The sequence below is a fragment of the Alphaproteobacteria bacterium HT1-32 genome, from assembly GCA_009649675.1.
Taxonomy (GTDB): Bacteria; Pseudomonadota; Alphaproteobacteria; order Rhodospirillales; family HT1-32; genus HT1-32.
Genome location: WJPL01000003.1, coordinates 223,645 through 245,724 on the forward strand (window position 1 = coordinate 223,645; position 22,080 = coordinate 245,724).

Genomic DNA, 22,080 nt, shown 5'->3' on the forward strand with positions numbered 1-22,080 from the left:
GAAACTGTCATACACTTCCTTCGTGATGCCACCGTCATTCGCCGTAGCAGACACAACGTCACCCGACGCTTCACCAATCGCGTTCAGCGTCTTGTCATCGAACTTCCGCAGCAGAACCTTGTGCTTCTCTGTCAGAACATCGAGGGAATCGTTGTTCCGGGCATTGAACTCCGCCAGCGTCGCGCTGTTCTCGGCTGCCATCGCATCCGTCACAATCGCCTTGTGCTGCGCCGACAGGCTTTCCCAGACCTTCAGGTTCATACCAGCACCCAGCGCCGTACCCGGCTCATGGAAACCCGGATAGTAGTAATACTTCGTCACCTTGTAGAAACCGAAGGCCAGATCGTTCCACGGGCCAACCCATTCCGTCGCATCAATCGCACCGGACTGCAGCGACGGGAAGATTTCACCACCCGGCAGCGACACCGCTGCCGCACCAATCTGGCGCAACACTTCACCACCAAGACCCGGCATACGGATCTTCAGGCCCTTGTAATCCTCAAGCTGGTTGATTTCCTTGTTGAACCAGCCACCCATCTGAACGCCCGTGTTACCCGCAACAAACGGCTTGATGTTGAAGTCGCCGGACAGCTTGTCCCAAAGCTCCTGACCACCACCAAACTGAATCCAGGAATCCATCTCGGAAGCCGTGAAACCAAACGGCACTGCCGCGAAGAAGTTGAACGCCTTCGACTTGCCCTGCCAGTAATACTCGGCACCGTGATACATGTCTGCCGTACCGTTGGAGACCGCATCAAAGCTCTCAAACGGGGGAACCAGTTCACCGGCGGCAAACAGCTTCACCGTCAGCGCACCATCCGTCGCCGCCGTGATACGGTCGGCCATACGCTGCGCACCCGTACCCAGACCCGGGAAGTTCTTCGGCCAGGTCGTTACAAGCTTCAGCTCGCGAATACCCTGCGCCAGAGCCGGCGCCGGAAAAGATGCTGCTCCAGCACCCGCTGCCGCAACGCCTGCTACCGCCGCGCCACGGACAAATTCTCTTCTCTTCATCTCGGTAATCCTTCCTGCTGATTGTCAGTTAAGGTCTGACTGATAAATTTCTGGAATTGGACCGGAAGCCCAATCCATCCAGTCAGTCGCAATTTGTTGCGACAGAGCCGCTCCATCAACCGGTTCAACAGCGCCAGAGGGCCTTTCATTGCGTATAGACTCTCAGTCTATAAACGTAGACTGGCAGAGAATGAGGCATTCCGGCAGGTCTCAGGCTGGTTACCCGGCGTCGCGAATGCTTTATTCTCTGTAAAAATATGGGGAGGGTGCTGATGCCGCCACGGTACAAACTGATTCTGCTGGCCATCGTGCCACTGGTGATTGCCTGCGCCTGCATTGCCTTGATCGCCAACCGGCAGGCCGAAAAACTGGCGAAGCTGGATGCCGCCCTGTTTGAACGTGAGATTCTCGCCTCAAAGCAGCTTGAGATCGAGAACTATATCAGCCTCGCCCTGACCTCGATTGACCATATCTACGCCGATGCTTCACCGGATGATGAATCAGCGAAGACAGCCGTAAAGCAGATCCTGAATGCCCTGACATATGGTCAGGACGGTTATTTCTTTGTCTATGATTCGAAGGGCGTGAACCTTGTCCATCCGCGCCTGCACCATATCGTCGGCACCAGTCTCTGGGACATGACAGATCCGAACGGCGATTTCGTGATCCGGAACCTGATTGCAAAAGCACAGGCCGGTGGCGGCTTCCATCGCTATCAATGGAACCAGCCGTCAACCGACATGATTACCGACAAGATCAGCTATGCCGTCTATCTCGACAAATGGGACTGGATGTTTGGGACGGGTATCTATCTTGACGATGTCGCACGCAAGATTGCAGAAATCGAAGCAGAACTGGACCGGAACACCCGGCAGACAGTTCTGCTGATTGTTATCGTCACACTGCTTGCGATCCTGGTCGTGACCTCCGGCGGGCTGCTGCTCAACCTTTCTGAACGGCGTATAGCTGACAGTCGCCTGCGCCTGCTGACACGGCGCATTGTTGAGATTCAGGAGGATGAGCGTCAACGGGTTGCCCGTGAACTGCATGACGGGATCAGCCAGTTGCTGGTCTCCGTGAAATACAGTCTCAACATTGCCTCGATCCGGGACAGCAAGGGCGAGGGCGCTGTCGAGAACATTGAACGCGGGGTCGCCATTCTTGACGAAGCCATCTCGGAAGTCCGGCGTATTTCAAAAGACCTGCGCCCCAGCGTGCTCGATGACCTGGGCCTCGCGACGGCAGTAAAAAGTCTGGCTGACGACTTTGCCAGCCGGTCAGGAATGGAAATCGACCTCGAAGCAGACAAAGTGGGGGACAACCTGTCATCGGAAGGAAAAACAGCATTATATCGTGTCATGCAGGAGGCCCTGACCAATATTGCACGACATGCCAATGCCACCGCCATCAAGGTCCGCCTGAAATCGAGAGCAGGCACCGTGCGGCTGATGATCGCAGACAATGGCCGTGGCTTTAATGTCGTCAATGCCGAGGAGAACAATGGCGGGCATGGCATCAACAACATGCGCGAGCGGCTGGAAGCACAGGGTGGCTGGCTGCAATTGCGTTCAACAACCGGACGCGGATCACGTATTCTGGCTGTAATGCCAATCGATTCTTCCGGATCAAACACCACCAGCGAGGCCGCGTGATGAGTGCACCGGACAAACCGATACGTGTTGTAATCGTGGACGATCACCGGCTGGTCCGTGAAGGCGTCCGCGCCCTGCTGACAACCTCGCCCCGGGTCGACGTCGTGGGCGAGGGGGCCGATGGTCATGATGCCATCAGACTTATCGCATCACATGACCCCGACATTCTGATGATGGATGTCAGCATGCCCCGGATGAGCGGCCTTGAAGCCATGCGTGAAATTGGCAGGCAGGGGGCACGCTGTCGCGTCCTGATGCTCAGCATCTACGATAACCCGGAATATGTTGTTGATGTCATGCGGGCAGGAGCCAGCGGCTATATCCTGAAAGATGTGTCAGCCGTCGAGATGCTGAATGCGATTGAGAGCATTGCCAATGGCGGCACCTATCTGAGCAACGCCGTTGCCTCCACAATCATTCATGCTGACCGCAAGAAACCGGCAGCTGACAGCAGGCTGACAGACCGCGAGATCGATGTTCTCCGGCTGATTGCCCGAGGCAAGAGTGCGAAGGAAATTGCCAAGGAACTTGGGGTCAGCGTCCGGACCGCAGAAACACACCGCCAGAACCTCCGCCGCAAACTGGATGCCCGGAATGTTGTCGAACTGACCCTCTATGCGATCATGAACGGTCACGTAACACCGGAAGCCTGATTCTTCAGGCAGCATAAAAGGCCCGGTAGATAAACCTGACTGTATTGCAGATGCCTGTATGGTCTCCACATGTCAGCAAACCTTCCAAATTCAACGAAAGAGACGCATGCCAGATAAACTTCCCGAGACAATGTCCGGTGTCCTGTTGTCGGGGCATGGCGGCTTCGACAAGCTTGTATACCGCACCGACATACCGGTCCCTCAGCCAGGGGATAACGATGTGCTGATCCGGGTCAGGGGCACCAGCGTCAACAATACCGATATCAACACCCGAACAGCCTGGTACGCCAGGTCCGTCCGTTCTGATACTCAGACAACAACCTCAGACACGGCAGAGACCCCGGATGTCGGAAGCTGGACCGGCAATCCCCTGACATTTCCACTTATTCAGGGTGCTGACTGTTTTGGGACGGTCGTCGCTGTTGGCAGGAATGTTTCCGGCGGACAAGTTGGCCGATCGGTGCTGGTACGCTCAATGATGTATGGGCCTGTTGATTTCCGACCATATGAATGTGCAACATTGGGGTCCGAATTCAACGGTGCTTTTGCCCAGTATTGCGCCGTTCATGAAGGCGATGCCTTCGAGATAAACTGCGACCTGTCAGACATTGAACTCGGGGCAATTCCCTGTGCGTTCAGCACCGCAGAGGGAATGCTGGTGCGAGCCGGGATCACGGAAAAGGATCGTATTCTTGTTACCGGCGCATCCGGCGGTGTGGGACTGGCCGCCGTACAGCTGGCCCGGCTTCGCGGCACGGAAGTCATCGCCGTTGCTTCCAGAAGCAAGCTGGATGAGGTTCTCGCAGCCGGAGCCAGCAAGGCAGTCGCACGCGAGGCTGATCTGATCGCCGATCTTGGTGAAAACAGCGTTACCGCCGTCGTCGATCTGGTCGGGGGCGAAACATGGCCCTGTCTGCTCGATCTCCTGCGCCCCGGCGGACGATATGTCACAGCAGGTGCTATCGCCGGGCCAATCGTCGAACTTGATCTGCGTACCCTCTACCTCAAGGATCTGAGTCTCTACGGCTGCGTCTATCAGGAGAGCAATGTGTTTCCGAACCTCGTCAGATATCTGGAAGAAGGCAGGTTACGCCCCCGAATTGCAGCAACCTATCCGCTTGAAGACATCATCGAAGCGCAGAAGAAATTTCTCGAGAAGGATTTCGTTGGCAAGATCGGATTGATCCCGCCGCAGGACTGAGAGCCCCGGAAATTCAGCCCAGTAAAGGCATCCTGAAACAGAAAAGGGCCACGTCTCAGGACGTGGCCCAAATTCTGCCCGGGAATTAAACCCGTTTCAGATTACTTGCCGTATTTGAACGGCAGGACGCGTGCGTTGGTATAGGCCTGATCTGCGATCTTCGACCAGGCGAGGGCCTTCTTACGGAACGCGATAAAGCTGTCATACACTTCCTTCGTGATGCCACCGTCATTCGCCGTAGCAGACACAACGTCACCCGACGCTTCACCAATCGCGTTCAGCGTCTTGTCATCGAACTTCCGCAGCAGAACCTTGTGCTTCTCTGTCAGAACATCGAGGGAATCGTTGTTACGGGCATTGAACTCCGCCAGCGTCGCGCTGTTCTCGGCTGCCATCGCATCCGTCACAATCGCCTTGTGCTGCGCTGACAGGCTTTCCCAGACCTTCAGGTTCATACCAGCACCCAGCGCCGTACCCGGCTCATGGAAACCCGGATAGTAGTAATACTTCGTCACCTTGTAGAAACCGAAGGCCAGATCGTTCCACGGGCCAACCCATTCCGTCGCATCAATCGCACCGGACTGCAGCGACGGGAAGATTTCACCACCCGGCAGCGACACCGCTGCCGCACCAATCTGGCGCAACACTTCACCACCAAGACCCGGCATACGGATCTTCAGGCCCTTGTAATCCTCAAGCTGGTTGATTTCCTTGTTGAACCAGCCACCCATCTGAACGCCCGTGTTACCGGCAACAAACGGCTTGATGTTGAAGTCGCCGGACAGCTTGTCCCAAAGCTCCTGACCACCACCAAACTGAATCCAGGAATCCATTTCGGAAGCCGTGAAACCAAACGGCACTGCCGCGAAGAAGTTGAACGCCTTCGACTTGCCCTGCCAGTAATACTCGGCACCGTGATACATGTCTGCCGTACCGTTGGAGACCGCATCAAAGCTCTCAAACGGGGGAACCAGTTCACCGGCGGCAAACAGCTTCACCGTCAGCGCACCATCCGTCGCCGCCGTGATACGGTCGGCCATACGCTGCGCACCCGTACCCAGACCCGGGAAGTTCTTCGGCCAGGTCGTTACAAGCTTCAGCTCGCGAATACCCTGCGCCAGAGCCGGCGCCGGAAAAGATGCTGCTCCAGCACCCGCTGCCGCAACGCCTGCTACCGCCGCGCCACGGACAAATTCTCTTCTCTTCATCTCGGTAATCCTCCCGTTAAAATTCAGGGCGTCTGTTCAGACTTGCCCATAGACCGGGAGTATAGGTTGCTAAAACGCAGACACGCAATCAGCAAGCATCAGGTGAGGTCCTTGAAATCAAGTCGTCTCCAGACGCCGTCAATCAACGCCTCACACGGCTCAAAGCGGGTTTTATAAGACATTTTCCGGCATTCCCGGATCCAGTAACCGAGATAGACATAGGGCAGACCAGCCCGCCGGGCCTGCTCGATACACCAGAGGACCATGTAGGTACCCAGACCACGCTTCGAATCCGAGATATCAAAGAAGGAATAGACAGCCGACAGACCATCACCCAGACGGTCGAACAGGCAGACAGCCTTGAGCAGGCCATCCGGGTCTCGGAACTCGGCAATGAATGTATCGATCGACGTATCTTCGATCATTACCTGATAGTCATAAAAACTCATGCTCGCCATATCGCCGTCGCTGTGACGACCGTCCTGATACCGGGCAAACAGGCGGTACTGTTCAGCCGTTGCCAGTGCAGGCTTTTCCTCAACTGTCATGCCGGGATTTGCATTCCAGACCCGCTTCAGTGACCGCGAGGCAGAAAGCCTGAAATCCTCCACATTGACGCGCAGCGGAATACAGGCATTGCAGCCGGTGCAGGCCGGCGTATAGGCGATGCCATGACTGCGGCGAAATCCTGCGCGGCTGAGATCATCATGCAGACGAACCGCTTCACGCCCGGACAATTCAACCACAACCTTGCGTTCCTCCCGTCCTTCGATATAGGGGCAGGGCAGCGGTGCTGTCGTATAGAAAAACAGCGGTTTGGTCTTCGGGGCGTTATGCATTCACGTTTGCGCCTGGCAATCCTACCGACGTTTGCTTTAATTCGCAGCAGCGTCCTCGGGTTTGGCTTCTTTCAGAAGGATAATACTAAGCCGCCGATTCTGGGGAGAGAAAGGGTTATCTTCCACAAGCGGTTCAGTTTCTGCCTTTCCGACCACCCGGGCGATGCGTTTTGGTGACAGACCGGCGTCCAGCATTGCCCGACGTGCAGCCAGCGCCCTGTCTGCCGACAATTCCCAGTTCGTGTAGCCATTTTGCGTAATGAACGGTGTCGCATCCGTATGGCCGTTAATGGCAATTTTCTGCGGCAGCTTGCTGATAACCTCAACAATCTTGCTGAGCAACTGGCTTGTGTCCGGGAACAGGTCAGCCCGTCCTGACGGAAACATCGAACTGTCCTGCTGGTCAACCAGTTGAATCCGGAGGCCTTCATCGGTCTTGTCGACTTTCAGGTTTTCCGTGAAGCCCTGCAGGTCCGGAACCGATTCAATCGCTTCCTTCAGAGCTTTTTCAGTCTCATCGAACATCTTCTGCTCGACGGCTTCCTTGATGATCTCCGCTTCTTCGCGGGTAAATTCCTGAACATTCGAATTCTCATCACCGCCGATACCAGCCTTGGGCGGGGGCAGGCTGAGGGTCACGCTCTGGGAAGCCGCGTTACGCTGTGAAGCGCCTTCATCGCCAAGTACCTGACCCGCCAGAATACCACCGGCACCACTGGTCGTCGCAGACAGGCTTTGCGGCGCGAAATAGTTCGAAATACCTTCAAGGGATTCGTCGGAAACAGCATTCAGCAACCAGAGCAGCAGAAAGAATGCCATCATCGCCGTCACAAAGTCGGCATAGGCCACTTTCCACGCGCCACCATGATGGCCTGCGCCACCTTTCTTGATCTTTTTGACAATTATCGGTGAGCCGTCAGCCATGATCTAGTCCGGTGGCATATTCTGAATGGCTTCTTCCGTTTCGGCGAAGCTGGGTTGCCATGAATGCGGGATATTCTTTCGTGCGAACTCGACAGACACCTGCGGCGCATAGCCCTGCATGTGAGCAAGCAGGGCGGCCTTGATGACGTTATGATAATGGCTGTCGGCCTTCATGATGAGTTCGAGGCAGCGCCCCATCGGACCGACAATGCCGTAACACATCAGAATACCAAGGAAGGTTCCGACCAGTGCGCCACCAATCAGGGCACCCAGCACTTCCGGCGGCTCGGTGATCGATCCCATCGTCTTGATAACCCCAAGCACGGCAGCAACGATGCCGAGTGCCGGAAAGCTTTCACTCATATTCACGACGGCGCTGGAAACATCATGATCATGTTCGTGATGCGCTTCGAGTTCAGCATCAATAACCGCCTCAACTTCATGTGAGGTGCTGGTTCCGAGCGTCAGCAGGCGCAGGTAATCGCAGAAGGACTCAACCGTATGGTGGTCCGACATGAATTTCGGGAATTTCTGGAACAGGGGGCTGTCTTCAGGCTTTTCAACATGGCTCTCAAGCGCAAGGTCGCCCTTCGACTTTGCCAGCTTGAACACCGCATAAAGCATGGTCAGAAGTTCAAGATAATCATCTTTCTTGTACTTGCCGCCCTTGATGATCCTGCCAAACGCGGCAATCGCCGGTTTCAGAACATGACCGGGGTTGCCGGCAACAAAGGCGCCAATGGCAGCGCCACAAATGATGACGACCTCAAATGGCTGGTTGAGCACACCAAGCTTTCCACCCATGGCCATGTAACCGCCGAGAACACAGGCAATGACAAAAACCAGTCCGCCGATAACTAACATACTCTATTTCCGTCCATCGCCATTCGTGCCGCCAACATGTGGATAACTTGACCGACAAGAGCTTGCCGGGTCAAGCTAAACGGCTTTTTTCCGCTTCATTCGAATGAATGTGACAGGCTCCACCGTCAATTCAAACGAAAGCCAGACCTAATGCGACGAATCATTCCCGGCAAAGCGCGCCGGGAAACCTTTTTCCGTCAGCAGACCAATCAACTTGTCGACATGCCCTCTGTTACGGGTCTCCAGCGCCACGTCGACTTCTGCATAGCGTACCGGCAGATCATAGAACAGGCGCTGATGCACAATTTCGACGATATTTGCACCGGCATCGCCAATCAGCGCGGAAATGGCAGCCAGCGCACCTGGCTTGTCGGGCAGGGTGATACGCAGTCGCGCCATCCGTCCATCACGCGACAGGCCCCGCAGCAGGATTGTCGACAACAGGCGGGAGTCGATATTCCCGCCACAGATCACCACCCCGACCCGTCTGCCCGTCCAGCGGGACGGATCTGACATCAAGGCAGCAACGCCAACTGCACCGGCACCTTCAGCGACAATCTTTTCCTGTTCCGCCAGACGCTGGATCGCCCGTTCAATCTGCATTTCGCTGACCAGCATGATATCGGACACAAGATCACGCACGATCTCGCGGGTCAGTGCCCCCGGACGTTTGACCGCAATACCTTCCGCCACGCCCACCTCGGTCGGCACCGCCGGGCTGACCTTGTTGCCCATTGCCTGCTGCATGAAGGGAAAGGCTTCTGACTGTACACCGATGATTTCAATATCCGGTCGCAGCGCCTTTGCCGCAATGGCCACGCCCGAAATCAGGCCACCGCCGCCTATCGGCACAATAATGGCGTCCAGTGCCGGATCATCCCGCAACATTTCAAGCCCGACACAGCCTTGTCCTGCAATCACCGCCGGGTCATCAAACGGATGAATGAAGGTCGCTCCGGTCTGTTCTGCGATACCGGCCGCCGCATCCGCAGCCTCCGCAACATCTGCACCGATCAGTTCCACCGTGGCACCGTGGGATTCTGTCCGGGCAACCTTCGAGAAGGGGGTGTTCTTCGGCATGACGATGGTTGCGGGAATACCCAGTTTTCCTGCGTGATAGGCCACACCCTGCGCATGATTTCCGGCAGACATGGCAATCACACCGGCTGAACGTTCGGCCTCGGTCAGGGAGGCAATCTTGATCATCGCACCCCGCGCCTTGAAAGACCCCGTGACCTGAAGGTTTTCAAGTTTCAGAAAAACCTCAGCCCCGGTCTCATCGCTCATAACTGCGGTTCGTACCATTGGTGTATGGACCAGATGGTTCTGCATTATGGCTGCAGCAGATTCGATATCTTGCAGTGTCGGACGCTTGTCAGTCATCAGTGCCAATCAATTCCAGTTGCTGATGTGGTGAGCCGGAAAACCGGCCCGGCAGGGTCGAATAGGTAAGCCTGTCATCGGACAGCCAGCGTCCCATCAGGTCACGATAGTGGAGCGATAACGGATTACCGGACTGACCGCCCGCAATAATTATCGACGCCGTTTCGTCTGGCGACAACTCATAGACAGCGCGGTAGCCGGCACCATGGACATGGGGAAAGGATGTCCCGCTGTGGTCCCGCGCGTAAGTTCCACGGTTCAGTGTCGCAAATCCGCCGGATGTTGGTGCCGATAATGTCGCAAAACCGGAAATGACCGGTACATATTGCAGGACCGGGTGAGAGAAGACAGCATGATGCCTGTCGCCCCAGGTTACCCCCTTCAGATCGTCAGCAAAATGGCCCGCAGTTTCGCTCAGGCTTCCTGTCAGAATATCTCTGCATGTCTCTGTTTTATCATTTGTTGTGACATCATCACACCATTCCCCGGACGGACCAGCGAGTACCTGCCGCAGAAAATCCGGGCGGGGGTCGGCGAGGCGGGAATAGAAATCACCTGTCTCATCCGCATAGAGCTGGCGGGAGAAGATACGCACCCACAATGCAAACATCAGCGGCTCCGCCTTATCCGCATCCATCATGTAATCCCAGCCAGTCAGTAATTTCAGAAACGCCTTCTGATCTGTCGTGGTTGCTACAGCGCCCTGAATCATTGACGGCAGAACCGATGCGGCGAAGGCAGAGTAGGAATCCATCTGCAACGCCCGGTTGGTGTCGACCGTTCGTGGCGGCTCTGCATCCAGCCGGTCGGCCAGTCGTTTCATGCGATCAGAAGACGGCCAGTCAGCTGTCAGAAGGTGAGGGTAGCTGTCATCGACCAGCCGGTTATTCGCATTCCCGATCCAGCCGTCATCGCGCCCCCGGCGAAGTGGTAATTCCGCGAACGGTACAAACCCGGACCAGTTATCTGCACTGTCGGCCCCGTTTTGCGGCAAGCGGCCGTCCCCTGTCCGGCGCATAGGAACACGACCCGGTGAAATCATGGCCGTTGCACCAGACCGGTCTGCCAGAAACACATTCTGCTGCGGGGCACCAATGGCCTGCATTTCTTCCAGGGCCTCCTCAACACTTACCGCAGTGCCCAGACGCATCACTGCCGAAGCAATGCCGTCCAGTGGTTCCAGCGAGGTTGCCCGCAGGCTGAGCACCGAGCCGCCCGCCGGGACAGAACCCACATCCGAGACCACCGGCCCCCGTTCTGTTGTCCGAACCCTGTGCCGCACCGTATCGCCCTTATGAACGACGATTTCCTCCCACCGTTCACCGAAGGTCTTCCAGCTCTCACCCGATCTGTAACGGTCCGGGTTATCCGGGTCGATCTGCTCGATAAACAGGTCCTGTGTATCACTGTGGGTTGTCGTCATTCCCCAGGCGAGATTGCGATTGCGTCCCAGCAGAAAAGCCGGAACACCGGGCACGGTTGCCCCGACCATCACCTGATCCGGCAGTTCCATGCGTGCCAGATACCAGAGAACGGGGGCACTGAAGCCGAGATGCGGATCATTCGCCAGTATCGGCGTGGCCGATGCGGTCATGCCACCGCCCAGAACCCAGGCATTGGATGCTGTCGTTGGCGGGATGGAGTGATCAATGGCATCAATCAGGGGCAGCATCATCTCCGTCAACTGTCGCTCAGCCGGCAGGGTGACAGGCGCCGTAAGTGAATCGGTTGGCCAGAGTTCGGATATCTGCTCTGCCGACAATTTGTCCGAAAGGCCGAGACGCAACAGTTCCGTTCGCCAGTTACCACTGAGCCGCATCGCCATGATCCGGCCCCAGACAACAGAATCCGCAGGCTGCCAGCGCTCCGGCTTAAATCCGAGCAGGGAAAACTCAACCGGCAGGATAGTCCGGGCATCACCAACCCAGGCATTCACGCCTGCGGCATAAGCCTCCAGTTGCGCCTGAGACTCATCCGGCATGGCCGCGACATCTCCTTCTGCCAGACGATACAGGCCCAGCGTGCGCATCATGATATCGATATCAACGGCACCCTGACCGACAATCTCCGACAATCGGCCCGCGCCAAGCCGTCGCATACCCTCCATCTGCCAGAGACGATCCTGCGCATGCAGATATCCCAGAGCAAAAAAACCATCCGCAGAGGAACTGGCAGAAATCGACGGCACACCATGAGAATCGCGGCTGATTTTGACCGGCTGCTGCAGCCCCCTGATTTCCATTGAGCCATGAACAGGAGGCAGTGACAGAAAAGCCATGACGACCCCACCCATCGCCAGCAACAGGACCAGTGCTGTCAATGACCGGATGAAGGAATGTTTTCGCCGTTCTGTCATCACTTATGCCTGTATCCATCTTGTCGTTTGCAGCCGGAGGCTTACTTTCAGCAGCAGGAAAGCATGCTCCCCGGATGAAGGAAACAGAGTATCCATGGAACCCAGACTTCACTATTGCTACGGCATCGGTCCCGGCGGTTTTCACCGTCAGGCATATCAGGACTGGCAGGGACCAGACCGCCATCCGCTCACGGTCTGCGTTCATGGCCTGACCCGCAACAGCCGGGACTTCGACTGTCTGGCAGCGGAACTCAGCAAACAGCGTCATGTGGTCTGCCCGGATATTGTCGGACGAGGGGAGAGTGACTGGATGCGCCTGTCATCGACCTATTCCTATCCGAATTACGTGTCCGATATGGCCATGCTGATCAACCGTCTGGGCGTTGACGAGGTTGACTGGGTCGGCACCTCCATGGGTGGACTGATTGGCATGATGATGGCTGCATCAAACCGGTCGCCGGTCCGTCGTCTTGTGCTGAACGATGTCGGACCAATGATCCCGAAGCAGGCGCTGTCGAGAATTCTTGATTATCTGGGCCAGGAGTTCGAGTTCAGCTCACTGGACCATATCGAGGCCCATCTTCGTCTTGTCCATGCCCCTTTCGGGCAACTGACCGACCAGCAATGGCGACAGATGGCCGAACACAGTGCCCGGCAGGATGATGATGGCAACTGGCGACTGCATTACGATCCCGCTATTGCCGAACCTTTGCTGGCAGCCCCCTTGCAGGACGTTGACCTGTGGGCCGTATGGGACCAGATCAAATGTCCGGTTCTGGTTATTCGCGGTGGAGACTCCGATCTTCTTTTGCCGGAAACCGCCGAAGAAATGACCCGGCGCGGGCCGAAGGCTGACCTGATAACCATTGCCGATGTCGGACATGCGCCGGCCCTGATGGATGCAGAACAGATCAACCTCATTCGCGACTGGCTGGATGACTAATCTGCAAACTCCTGTTTTTCGTCAGCGCGCACCCTGGATTGGCGGACATCTGCAGACCATCCGCAATGCGCTGGCGCGGCGGATTACCGGTGTCCCGGCAGTTACCGGCAAACGCCTGTGGATACCTGTCACAGATGGCAGCGGCGATTTGCTGGCGATCAGTTACACGTCACCTGTGATTGTTGCAGAGACACCAAAGCCGCTCATTCTGCTGCTGCATGGCCTGACAGGCTGCGAAGACAGCATGAACCAGCGGGCAAGCACCGCCTGCTTCCATCGGCTTGGGCACCCTGTCGTCCGACTCAATCTGCGGGGAGCAGGGCCCGGTGAGGTACGCGCCTCCCGTCGCTATCACTCCGGACTGACCGGGGATATCGCCGATACGATACAGTTCCTGATCAGTGATCCCCGTATCAGAACTGAAGCCGGAATAGTGGCGATGGGCGTGTCGCTCGGCGGCACCATTCTGTTGAACCACCTGATTGCCGCCGGTCCGGATAGTGGTCTGAAGGCCGCAATCACCGTCTCGACCCCACTAGACCTCGCTGAATCATCACGGAATTTCCTGCGCCCCGGCAATGCCGTATATCATCGATACCTGCTGCAGCGGATGAAAGCCTTCACCCTTACGGCGGCTGAAACAACGGAGATGAAAAACCGCATCTCAGCCAGCAAATCCGTATGGCAGTTTGATGATCAGGTCATTGCGCCCTGGAACGGGTATGGAGATGCCGGTGATTATTACAGCCAGTGTTCGCCGGAGGCCGGTCTGGATGCGATTGTCACACCAACGCTGCTGATCCATGCAAATGACGATCCCTGGGTTCCCTCACGCGCCTATCGGAAACTGGGGCAGGGGACCGGGGTTGTTCGCTGTCTGTTATCCCCCCGGGGCGGCCATGTTGGCTTTCACGGGCAGAACCAGCCTGAAAGCTGGCACAATCACGTCGCCGCGCAGTTTATCGACGGACTGAACTGACCCCGTCGGCGACCATTTTTTCGGCCAGGTCGATCGCGGCATAAGTCAGGATACCATCTGCACCGGCGCGTTTCAGGGCAATCAGGGCTTCATACATGGCACGATCCCCGTCGATCCAGCCATTCGCATCGGCCGCCTTGATCATCGCATACTCACCACTGACGTGATAGGCGAAGGTCGGTGCCGCAAATCGCTCTTTCACACGGCGGATGATGTCCAGATAAGGCAGGCCCGGCTTGATCATCACCATGTCCGCGCCTTCCGCCAGATCCAGTGCAACCTCGCGCAGTGCCTCATCTGTATTGGCCGGGTCCATCTGATAGGTTTTCTTGTCACCTTTCAGGGCACCGGATGAGCCGACGGCATCCCGGAACGGACCATAGAAGGCGGATGCATATTTCGCGGCATAAGACATGATCGCCACATCCTGATATCCCCCCGCATCCAGCGCCTGCCGAATGGCGGCAACACGACCATCCATCATATCGGACGGACCAATGATATCGCAGCCCGCAGCAGCCTGAACCATTGCCTGACGACATAGAATATCGACCGTTTCGTCATTGACGATGACACCATCGCGGACAATCCCGTCGTGACCGTCACTGTTGAACGGATCCAGCGCCACATCGCAGAGAATACCCAGATCAGGCACCGCATCCTTCACGGCGGAGACGGCACGGCAAACCAGGTTATCCGGATTTGTCGCTTCCGCCCCGTCCGGGGTTTTCAGATGATCCGGGGTGACCGGAAAAATTGCGATGCAGGGAATACCCAGATCCCGGGCATGCCGGGCCGATTTGATCAGAAGGTCAATCGACAGACGCTCAACACCGGGCATTGATACGACGGGCTCACGTACATTCGTGCCTTCAATGGCAAAGCACGGCCAGATGAAATCCGATGGCGTGAGAACATTTTCCGCAACCATCCTGCGCAACCAGCCGGTACGGCGGTTTCTGCGCATGCGCACGGCCGGGAAACCACCGGCTGGAAATCCATCTCTCTCGCTCACGCTCTGCGCTCCTTCACCGCAATAACCTTACAACAAACCGGGGCACACTAAGTCGCCACAGACCGGGCGACAAGCAGGGCGGCACCGGGCAGCACGGATTGACCCCCGGCAGACAGCCGCGCATAGTCCCTGATCTGGTGACATAAGCGGGTTTCTCAGCCGATGAACTTCGACCTTACCCCTGATCAGCAGGCATTTCAGGATGCCGCACGCGATTTCGCAACGGGCGAAATGGCACCACATGCTGCGGAGTGGGATGAAAAGTCGATTTTTCCTGAGGACGTATTACGTGCCGCTGCCGCGCTTGGGTTCGCCGGCATCTATGTCCGGGAAGATGTTGGCGGATCGGATCTGGGTCGTCTTGACGCCGCGATCATTTTCGAGGAACTGGCTGCTGCCTGTCCGTCAACCGCCGCCTATATTTCTATTCACAACATGGCTGCATGGATGATCGACCGGTTCGGGACTGCGGATCAGCGCCGTAAATTCCTGCCTCCGCTTTGCAGCATGGCGCATTTTGCCAGCTATTGCCTGACCGAACCGGATGCAGGGTCTGATGCTGCCGCGCTGAAAACACGCGCCGTCCGGGATGGTGATCATTACGTACTGAATGGGTCCAAAGCGTTCATTTCCGGCGGCGGACGCTCCGATATTTATGTCTGCATGGTCCGGACCGGCGGCGATGGCGCGGACGGCATATCAACACTGGTCATTGAGAACGGTACACCGGGCCTCAGTTTTGGCGCACAGGAGAAGAAACTGGGGTGGCACAGCCAGCCGACTTCTGCCGTGATCTTTGAGAATTGTCGTGTTCCCGTTGCCAACCGGCTGGGCGAGGAGGGTGACGGCTTCCGGATCGCCATGAAGGGACTGGATGGCGGGCGACTGAACATCGGTGCCTGCTCCATAGGCGGTGCCCGGACGGCACTTGCGGCGGCACTGGCCCATGTCCGGGAACGCAAACAGTTCGGCAAACCGCTGGCAGCCTTTCAGGCGCTGCAGTTCAGACTGGCCGATATGACGGCGGAAATTGAATCCGCACGGCTTCTGCTCCACCGTGCTGCAACCCTGCTGGACGCCGGATCACCGGAAGCAACCGCCCAGTGCGCCCTTGCGAAAAGGGTCGCAACGGATGCCGGCTTTTCGGTAACAAACGAAGCTTTGCAGCTTCATGGCGGATATGGCTATCTGCGGGATTATCCGATCGAACGCATTCTTCGGGATCTCCGGGTTCACCAGATTCTCGAAGGCACCAACGAAATCATGCGCGTCATTGTGGCGCGACATTTACTGAAAGACTGATTTTCTAAATGACTGACCAGCCGGAAATCCTGTTCTCCCGAAACGGCGCAATCGCCATTGTCACCCTGAACCGCCCGAAGGCACTGAATTCACTGACCTATGACATGGTGACGCAGCTTGGCGCACATCTTGACGCCTGGCGCGATGATGATGATGTCGCTGCCGTCGTCATCGAAGGAGCCGGAGAGAAAGCCTTCTGTGCCGGTGGTGACATCCGGTCACTTTACGATGCCCGTCAGGCCGGAGACCGGGAATTTCTCGCAACATTCTATCGCGATGAATATGTCGTCAACCATGCTATCAACACCTATCCGAAGCCCTATATCGCCCTGATTGACGGCTATGTTATGGGCGGCGGCGCAGGGGTATCGGTACATGGCTCTCACCGGGTCGCGACCGAACGCACGCGCTTTGCCATGCCGGAAGTCGGCATTGGTCTGTTTCCCGATGTCGGCGGCTCATGGTTCCTGTCCCGTTGCCCGGGAGAGGTCGGCACCTATCTCGGGATGACCGGTGCCATCATCAATGCCGCCGATTGTCTTTATGCCGGAATCGCCACTCACCATACGGCATCCGCTTCGCTTGAAGAGGTGAAGGCTGCGCTGGCCGGGGCAACATGGCCCGGCGGCCCCGAGAATTATGATCTCGCCACCGAAATTCTGAATGCCCATGTCACCGAAGCAGACATGACAGGCAGTGTGGTTGCACCGGAACGTAACAGCATCGACGCCTGTTTTGCCGGTGATTCCGTCGAGTATATAATTGATGCGCTGACGGCGCAGGACGATGACTGGGCGTCTGCAACAGTTGATCAGATGATCTCCAAATCACCGACCAGCCTGAAGGTTGCCCTGCAGGAAATCCGCCGGGGCAAATCCCTCGACCTTGTCGGGTGCATGGTGATGGAATATCGCCTCTCGCAGAGTTTCATGCGCGGCAGAGACTTCTGGGAGGGTGTTCGCGCGGTTATCGTCGACAAGGACAAGTCGCCGAAATGGAAGCCGGCACATCTGTCGGATGTTGATGATGACGAAGTCACCAACTATTTCGAATCACTGGGTGACAAGGATCTGGTTCTGTAAGCGGGCCAGACAGAACAACCTGCATCGGGGAAGGGGAGGACTGACTATGGCAACTGTAGCATTCATCGGGGTTGGTAACATGGGCGGGCCAATGTCCGCCAATCTGGTCAAAGCGGGCCATACAGTCATGGCCTTCGACCTCAGTAACGACAACCTGAGTGCAGCGACAAAAGCCGGCTGTATCGCAACAGCCTCTATTGCCGAGGCTGTTGGTGACGCAGACGCCGTTTTCACCATGCTGCCCGCAGGCAAACATGTTGATGCCGTCTATAACGGTGACGCCGGTGTGATGGCGAACGCCCGCCCCGGCGCCCTGTTCGTTGATTGTTCAACCATTGATGTCGACACCGCACGGGAAGTGATAAAAACCGCAGAGAGCGGTGGTTTTCAAATGGTCGACTGTCCCGTATCTGGCGGGGTTACAGGTGCCGCCGCCGGTACGCTGGCAATGATGTGTGGCGGATCGGACAGCGCGTTCGAAGCCGCCCGGCCGTATCTTGAAGTCCTGGGCAAGACAGTGGTTCATGCTGGTGGCCCGGGAGCAGGGCAGGCGGCGAAGACCTGTAACAACATGATTCTTGGTATTTCGATGATCGGAGTTTGCGAAGCCTTCATGCTGGCAGAGAAGCTGGACCTCGATCTCGACAAGCTGTTCAGCATCGCAGCCAATGCCTCCGGACAATGCTGGGCACTGACCAGCTATTGTCCTGTCCCTGGCCCGGTCCCGGCAAGCCCGGCCAACCGGGATTACAAACCCGGCTTCACCGCAGCCAATATGCTGAAAGACCTCAAACTGGCCCAGCAGGCGGCACAGTCCAGCGGCGCCTCGACACCACTCGGGTCAAACGCCGCCAGCCTGTATGATCAGTTTGTCGAAGCCGGCAACGGCGAGGTCGATTTTTCCGGCATTATCCGCATGATCGCGGGTCAGGGTAAATCAGGCTGAGCGTGCGATGGCTGACCGGAAACTGAATGAAGTCCTCTACGAAATGATTCCGAATGGCAGGTTCATGAAGGTAACCGCCGTTGATCCGATAAGTCTGGTCGAGGTCTCAATTGTCGCCTCACCCAACACACCGATGGCCGTGTTGAAACTGAATGCCCGCCGCAAACTGGAATATGTTCTGAACAAACGTGAGAAAACGGAAAAACGCGATCCTTGGGCTGGTCTGTGACCGGACCTTCATTCCTGTCCTGCACAGTAAATAACGGAGGGGTCGGTGGACATCATTCTGCTGGGTAGTGGTGCCAGTCTGCTGGCTGGTCTCTGTACCGGAATTGGCGCCCTTGGCATTTTCTGTGTCCGGACACTCGGGCCAAAACTTGAAGACAGTCTGCTGAGTTCAGCGGCAGGCATCATGCTGGCCGCGACCTTTTTCTCGCTGATCGCCCCCGGAATTGCTTATGGCGAAGCACAGTTCGGGTCAAATGTCCTTGCCGTTCTGGTGGTTATCGCCGGTATCCTCAGCGGCGCCATCATTCTCTGGCTGATTCACCGTTATGCCCCGCACGAACATTTCATCGCGGGACGCGAAGGGCCGGATGCGACAAAACTGTCGCGTATCTGGCTGTTTGTCATCGCCATAACCCTGCATAACTTCCCGGAAGGCATGGCCGTTGGCGTCGGTTTTGCCGGAGGGGATATCGGTAATGGCCTGGCACTGGCAACCGGTATCGGCATCCAGAATATTCCGGAAGGGCTGGCGGTAGCGGCCGCGCTTGTTACCGTGCGCTACAGCAAGGGACGTGCCTTCCTGATTGCGTTGCTGAGTGGGCTGCTGGAGCCGGTTGGCGGCGTTATCGGCGCCTCGGCCGTCTGGCTGGCGCAGCCTCTCATGCCCTATATTCTGGGCCTTGCCGGTGGTGCCATGCTGTTCATTATCTCAGACGAAATCATCCCGGAAACTCACAGCCGCAACAATGCAACGCTCGCCACATTCAGCCTGATGGGGGGCTTTGTCATCATGATGTTTCTGGATGCAACGCTGGGGTAGGGCACGACAATCACCTCAAACCAAAAAGGCGCATCCCGCAGGATACGCCTTTGTCAGCCTGAAATTCAGAAATCCCTAGTGGGTCGTCGCTTTACCGGACCGGCGACCAAGGCCGATCTTCTTGGCAAATTCTGACCGCTGCGCCGCATAATTCGGGGCAACCATCGGATAATCTGCCGGCAACTGCCACTTGGCCCGGTATTCTTCCGGGGTCATGCTATAATTCGTGCGCAGATGACGCTTCAGCATCTTCAGTTTCTTGCCGTCTTCGAGACAGACAAGATAGTCAGGTGTTACCGAACGACGCACCGGCACTGCCGGATTATCTTCCATGTTGAGGCCCGCCGTTTCATCACCGGCAAGGGATGCAACGGTGCCATAAACTTTTTCGATGACATCACTGATCTGCGACGTCGCAACCGTATTATTGCCGAGGTAGGACGAGACGATATCTGACGACATCTGCAGCAATTCGCTGCGCGATATCACAGCCCCCTTATTATCCGCCATGTTTGCATCCTGTATTTCAGGCTTGTTCGAAAGGCATTTAACACGCGCCGACTCGGAAGTGTCAATAAAGTTTTAAGGAATAATGCATCGCAAAGCTTTGATTTCTTGCGGATTTTAACCATAACGACGCGAAAACTTGGTTAACGTAGCAGACATCCAAAGCCAGAATGACTTTACTCTCACCAGACCAGACAGGCATCCCGCTTGACTTGATCCGGTTACTTCACCCGGATACCACCTCCCGCATTCCCGGCAGACAAATTTTGTTTCAGGGCGCGCTCCAAGCTTGGCCAAGCCGCGCGACATATGGTACTAACCGCAACGTCATCAACCGGTATATTGAATCAGGCAGCAATGGACGCAAAGCCCCCCGCAAACGCCGTCACCAGACGCAGCGTTGCCGTAGGAAGTGATCACGCCGGGTTTGCCATGAAGGAAATGCTGAAGTCTGTTCTGGAACAGGCAGGCCATTCCGTCACGGATCTTGGTGCTTACAGCCTTGAATCAGTGGATTATCCGGACTTTGGTGCAGCTGTCGCTGCCTCCGTTGCCTCTGGCGACGTTGAGTGCGGTCTGGTGGTCTGCGGGTCCGGTATCGGCATCTCCATCGCGGCGAACCGCAACCCCGGCGCCCGTGCTGCACTCTGTCACAGCGGCCTCGAGGCCCAGCTGGCTCGGCAGCATAATGATGCGAACATCCTCGCCCTCGGGGCCAGGATCATCGGGGAAGAAGCTGCGAAGGATTGCCTGCGCGCCTTTCTCGAAACCGAATTCGAAGGTGGCCGCCACGCCCGTCGGGTGGCCAAACTCGGCACTGAAATTCCAGCTACAGGGACAAAAGCTTCCTCATGACCGCCGCACAGAAAACATCCGCACCCGACAATTTCTTTACTGCCAGCCTTCAGGAGCGTGATCCGGACCTGTTTCAGTCCATCCGGGACGAACTTGGTCGCCAGCAGCATCAGATTGAGCTGATCGCATCAGAAAATGTGGTCTCCCGTGCCGTACTGGAAGCCCAGGGCTCGGTTCTGACCAACAAATATGCCGAAGGCTATCCCGGTCGCCGTTATTATGGTGGCTGTGAATATGTCGACGTTGCAGAATCTCTCGCCATTGAGCGGGCGAAAAAACTGTTCGACTGCACTTATGTCAATGTGCAGCCGCATTCCGGCGCACAGGCCAATGGCGCTGTCTTCATGGCCCTGCTGAAGCCGGGTGACACCATCCTCGGCATGTCGCTCGATGCCGGCGGGCATCTGACCCATGGCGCACCACCGGCCCAGTCCGGCAAATGGTTTAACGCCATCCAGTATGGTGTCCGCAAGGATGACCATCTCGTCGATTTCGAACAGGTTGAACGACTGGCAAAAGAACATTCCCCGAAGCTGATCATTGCCGGGGGCTCAGCCTATCCGCGCACGCTTGATTTCAAACGTTTCCGGGAGATTGCAGACAGTGTCGGCGCTCTGCTGATGGTTGATATGGCGCATTTCGCCGGTCTTGTCGCAACCGGCGTCCATCCGTCACCGCTGCCCTTCGCCGATGTGGTAACCACAACGACCCACAAGACATTGCGCGGACCTCGTGGCGGCATGATCCTGACCAACCGCGAAGACCTCGGCAAAAAATTCAATTCTGCCGTTTTTCCGGGCCTTCAGGGCGGCCCGCTGATGCATGTTATCGCTGCAAAGGCTGTTGCCTTCGGCGAAGCACTGACCCCGGAATTCCGGTCCTATTCGCAGTCGGTCGTTGATAATGCCAAGGTACTTGCATCCGTCCTGAAAGAACGAGGCTGTGACATTGTTGCAGGTGGCACTGATACACATGTCGTGCTCGTCGACCTGCGGCCAAAAGGGCTGACCGGCAACATCACCGAAGAGGCGCTGGAGCGGGCAGGGATGACCTGTAACAAGAACGGCGTGCCGTTCGATCCGGAAAAGCCCACGGTTACGTCGGGCGTTCGTCTTGGCAGTCCGGCAGCAACCACCCGCGGCTTTGGCGTTGCCGAATTCCGTCAGATCGGTGACTGGATTGCCGATGTGCTCGACGGTCTGGCCGTCAATGGTGACAATAATTCGTCGGTCGAACAGGATGTCCGGGCCAAAGTCCGCAGCCTGTGTGACCGGTTCCCGGTCTATCAGGGCTTCTGATCTGCTGCGGC

General features: G+C 56.8%; 21 protein-coding genes. 12 read left to right on the forward strand and 9 right to left on the reverse strand.

Annotated elements, in window-relative coordinates; genetic code table 11:
• On the reverse strand, nucleotides 1–1,014 hold a 1,014-nt coding region (locus GH722_16395; GenBank protein MRG73351.1), incomplete at its 3' end, for an ABC transporter substrate-binding protein.
• Nucleotides 1,015–1,271: 257 nt separating this feature from the next.
• Here GH722_16395 and GH722_16400 point away from each other — a divergent pair.
• The 3 genes from GH722_16400 (at nucleotide 1,272) to GH722_16410 (ending at nucleotide 4,520) form a co-directional block, all read left to right on the forward strand.
• A complete protein-coding gene (locus GH722_16400) occupies nucleotides 1,272–2,666 on the forward strand; it encodes a histidine kinase (GenBank protein MRG73352.1) in 1,395 nt (464 codons plus the stop codon).
• Complete coding sequence (locus GH722_16405; GenBank protein ID MRG73353.1) at nucleotides 2,666–3,319, forward strand: response regulator; 654 nt, start codon at nucleotides 2,666–2,668, stop codon at nucleotides 3,317–3,319. Before GH722_16400 ends, GH722_16405 begins: the two co-directional genes overlap by 1 nt.
• Before the next feature lie 130 nt (nucleotides 3,320–3,449).
• Complete coding sequence (locus GH722_16410) at nucleotides 3,450–4,520, forward strand: zinc-binding dehydrogenase (protein MRG73354.1); 1,071 nt, start codon at nucleotides 3,450–3,452, stop codon at nucleotides 4,518–4,520.
• A gap of 101 nt (nucleotides 4,521–4,621) precedes the next feature.
• On the opposite strand, the gene GH722_16415 is transcribed toward GH722_16410, so the two are convergent.
• The 6 genes from GH722_16415 to GH722_16440 form a co-directional block, all read right to left on the reverse strand.
• Complete coding sequence (locus GH722_16415) at nucleotides 4,622–5,728, reverse strand: ABC transporter substrate-binding protein (protein ID MRG73355.1); 1,107 nt, start codon at nucleotides 5,726–5,728, stop codon at nucleotides 4,622–4,624.
• A gap of 98 nt (nucleotides 5,729–5,826) precedes the next feature.
• Nucleotides 5,827–6,567 (reverse strand): arginyltransferase, encoded by a 741-nt coding sequence (locus tag GH722_16420; protein MRG73356.1) that lies wholly within the window; start codon nucleotides 6,565–6,567, stop codon nucleotides 5,827–5,829.
• 36 nt (nucleotides 6,568–6,603) lie between these two features.
• Nucleotides 6,604–7,491, reverse strand: a complete 888-nt coding sequence (gene motB, locus GH722_16425) for a flagellar motor protein MotB (GenBank protein ID MRG73357.1) — start codon at nucleotides 7,489–7,491, stop codon at nucleotides 6,604–6,606.
• A gap of 3 nt (nucleotides 7,492–7,494) precedes the next feature.
• Nucleotides 7,495–8,355, reverse strand: a complete 861-nt coding sequence (gene motA / locus GH722_16430; protein MRG73358.1) for a flagellar motor stator protein MotA — start codon at nucleotides 8,353–8,355, stop codon at nucleotides 7,495–7,497.
• A 147-nt stretch (nucleotides 8,356–8,502) separates the two neighbouring features.
• A complete protein-coding gene (locus tag GH722_16435) occupies nucleotides 8,503–9,738 on the reverse strand; it encodes a threonine ammonia-lyase (protein ID MRG73359.1) in 1,236 nt (411 codons plus the stop codon).
• Entirely contained in the window at nucleotides 9,731–12,094 is a 2,364-nt protein-coding gene (locus GH722_16440) for a penicillin acylase family protein (GenBank protein ID MRG73360.1), read from the reverse strand. The genes GH722_16435 and GH722_16440 overlap by 8 nt, the downstream gene beginning before the upstream one ends.
• Nucleotides 12,095–12,188: 94 nt before the next feature.
• Here GH722_16440 and GH722_16445 point away from each other — a divergent pair, with 94 nt between their 5' ends.
• A complete protein-coding gene (locus GH722_16445; protein MRG73361.1) occupies nucleotides 12,189–13,037 on the forward strand; it encodes an alpha/beta fold hydrolase in 849 nt (282 codons plus the stop codon).
• A complete protein-coding gene (locus GH722_16450; protein MRG73362.1) occupies nucleotides 12,994–14,016 on the forward strand; it encodes an alpha/beta fold hydrolase in 1,023 nt (340 codons plus the stop codon). Before GH722_16445 ends, GH722_16450 begins: the two co-directional genes overlap by 44 nt.
• On the opposite strand, the gene hemB is transcribed toward GH722_16450, so the two are convergent.
• Nucleotides 13,997–14,983, reverse strand: a complete 987-nt coding sequence (hemB, locus tag GH722_16455; GenBank protein ID MRG73363.1) for a porphobilinogen synthase — start codon at nucleotides 14,981–14,983, stop codon at nucleotides 13,997–13,999. The two genes, GH722_16450 and hemB, sit on opposite strands and share 20 nt — an antisense overlap.
• Before the next feature lie 210 nt (nucleotides 14,984–15,193).
• Here hemB and GH722_16460 point away from each other — a divergent pair, with 210 nt between their 5' ends.
• The 5 genes from GH722_16460 to GH722_16480 are packed head-to-tail and all read left to right on the forward strand — an operon-like array spanning nucleotide 15,194 to nucleotide 19,409.
• Entirely contained in the window at nucleotides 15,194–16,333 is a 1,140-nt protein-coding gene (locus GH722_16460; GenBank protein ID MRG73364.1) for an acyl-CoA dehydrogenase, read from the forward strand.
• An 8-nt stretch (nucleotides 16,334–16,341) separates the two neighbouring features.
• On the forward strand, nucleotides 16,342–17,415 hold the full coding sequence (locus GH722_16465) for an enoyl-CoA hydratase/isomerase family protein (protein ID MRG73365.1): 1,074 nt from the start codon (nucleotides 16,342–16,344) through the stop codon (nucleotides 17,413–17,415).
• Complete coding sequence (gene mmsB / locus GH722_16470; GenBank protein MRG73366.1) at nucleotides 17,360–18,361, forward strand: 3-hydroxyisobutyrate dehydrogenase; 1,002 nt, start codon at nucleotides 17,360–17,362, stop codon at nucleotides 18,359–18,361. The genes GH722_16465 and mmsB overlap by 56 nt, the downstream gene beginning before the upstream one ends.
• Before the next feature lie 7 nt (nucleotides 18,362–18,368).
• Complete coding sequence (locus GH722_16475) at nucleotides 18,369–18,590, forward strand: hypothetical protein (protein MRG73367.1); 222 nt, start codon at nucleotides 18,369–18,371, stop codon at nucleotides 18,588–18,590.
• A gap of 45 nt (nucleotides 18,591–18,635) precedes the next feature.
• Entirely contained in the window at nucleotides 18,636–19,409 is a 774-nt protein-coding gene (locus GH722_16480) for a ZIP family metal transporter (protein ID MRG73368.1), read from the forward strand.
• 75 nt (nucleotides 19,410–19,484) lie between these two features.
• Here the strand turns inward: GH722_16480 and GH722_16485 are convergent, their stop codons facing one another.
• Nucleotides 19,485–19,919 carry a transcriptional regulator gene (locus tag GH722_16485; protein ID MRG73369.1) on the reverse strand — a complete coding sequence of 145 codons (435 nt, stop codon included), beginning with the start codon at nucleotides 19,917–19,919 and terminating at the stop codon, nucleotides 19,485–19,487.
• 354 nt (nucleotides 19,920–20,273) lie between these two features.
• Here GH722_16485 and rpiB point away from each other — a divergent pair, with 354 nt between their 5' ends.
• The gene (rpiB, locus tag GH722_16490) at nucleotides 20,274–20,771 is read left to right on the forward strand and encodes a ribose 5-phosphate isomerase B (GenBank protein ID MRG73370.1); all 498 of its coding nucleotides are present in this window, start codon (nucleotides 20,274–20,276) and stop codon (nucleotides 20,769–20,771) included.
• Complete coding sequence (locus tag GH722_16495; protein MRG73371.1) at nucleotides 20,768–22,069, forward strand: serine hydroxymethyltransferase; 1,302 nt, start codon at nucleotides 20,768–20,770, stop codon at nucleotides 22,067–22,069. The genes rpiB and GH722_16495 overlap by 4 nt, the downstream gene beginning before the upstream one ends.
• The last annotated feature ends 11 nt before the right edge of the window (nucleotides 22,070–22,080 follow it).

Bases quoted from the DNA above. Each gene is read 5' to 3' on its own strand.
- GH722_16400 (MRG73352.1), top strand. From the start codon at position 1,272: ATGGGGAGGGTGCTGATGCCGCCACGGTACAAACTGATTCTGCTGGCC.
- GH722_16405 (MRG73353.1), top strand. From the start codon at position 2,666: ATGAGTGCACCGGACAAACCGATACGTGTTGTAATCGTGGACGATCAC.
- GH722_16410 (MRG73354.1), top strand. From the start codon at position 3,450: ATGTCCGGTGTCCTGTTGTCGGGGCATGGCGGCTTCGACAAGCTTGTA.
- GH722_16415 (MRG73355.1), bottom strand. From the start codon at position 5,728: ATGAAGAGAAGAGAATTTGTCCGTGGCGCGGCGGTAGCAGGCGTTGCG.
- GH722_16420 (MRG73356.1), bottom strand. From the start codon at position 6,567: ATGCATAACGCCCCGAAGACCAAACCGCTGTTTTTCTATACGACAGCA.
- motB (MRG73357.1), bottom strand. From the start codon at position 7,491: ATGGCTGACGGCTCACCGATAATTGTCAAAAAGATCAAGAAAGGTGGC.
- motA (MRG73358.1), bottom strand. From the start codon at position 8,355: ATGTTAGTTATCGGCGGACTGGTTTTTGTCATTGCCTGTGTTCTCGGC.
- GH722_16435 (MRG73359.1), bottom strand. From the start codon at position 9,738: ATGACTGACAAGCGTCCGACACTGCAAGATATCGAATCTGCTGCAGCC.
- GH722_16440 (MRG73360.1), bottom strand. From the start codon at position 12,094: ATGACAGAACGGCGAAAACATTCCTTCATCCGGTCATTGACAGCACTG.
- GH722_16445 (MRG73361.1), top strand. From the start codon at position 12,189: ATGGAACCCAGACTTCACTATTGCTACGGCATCGGTCCCGGCGGTTTT.
- GH722_16450 (MRG73362.1), top strand. From the start codon at position 12,994: ATGCAGAACAGATCAACCTCATTCGCGACTGGCTGGATGACTAATCTG.
- hemB (MRG73363.1), bottom strand. From the start codon at position 14,983: ATGCGCAGAAACCGCCGTACCGGCTGGTTGCGCAGGATGGTTGCGGAA.
- GH722_16460 (MRG73364.1), top strand. From the start codon at position 15,194: ATGAACTTCGACCTTACCCCTGATCAGCAGGCATTTCAGGATGCCGCA.
- GH722_16465 (MRG73365.1), top strand. From the start codon at position 16,342: ATGACTGACCAGCCGGAAATCCTGTTCTCCCGAAACGGCGCAATCGCC.
- mmsB (MRG73366.1), top strand. From the start codon at position 17,360: ATGACGAAGTCACCAACTATTTCGAATCACTGGGTGACAAGGATCTGG.
- GH722_16475 (MRG73367.1), top strand. From the start codon at position 18,369: ATGGCTGACCGGAAACTGAATGAAGTCCTCTACGAAATGATTCCGAAT.
- GH722_16485 (MRG73369.1), bottom strand. From the start codon at position 19,919: ATGGCGGATAATAAGGGGGCTGTGATATCGCGCAGCGAATTGCTGCAG.
- rpiB (MRG73370.1), top strand. From the start codon at position 20,274: ATGGACGCAAAGCCCCCCGCAAACGCCGTCACCAGACGCAGCGTTGCC.
- GH722_16495 (MRG73371.1), top strand. From the start codon at position 20,768: ATGACCGCCGCACAGAAAACATCCGCACCCGACAATTTCTTTACTGCC.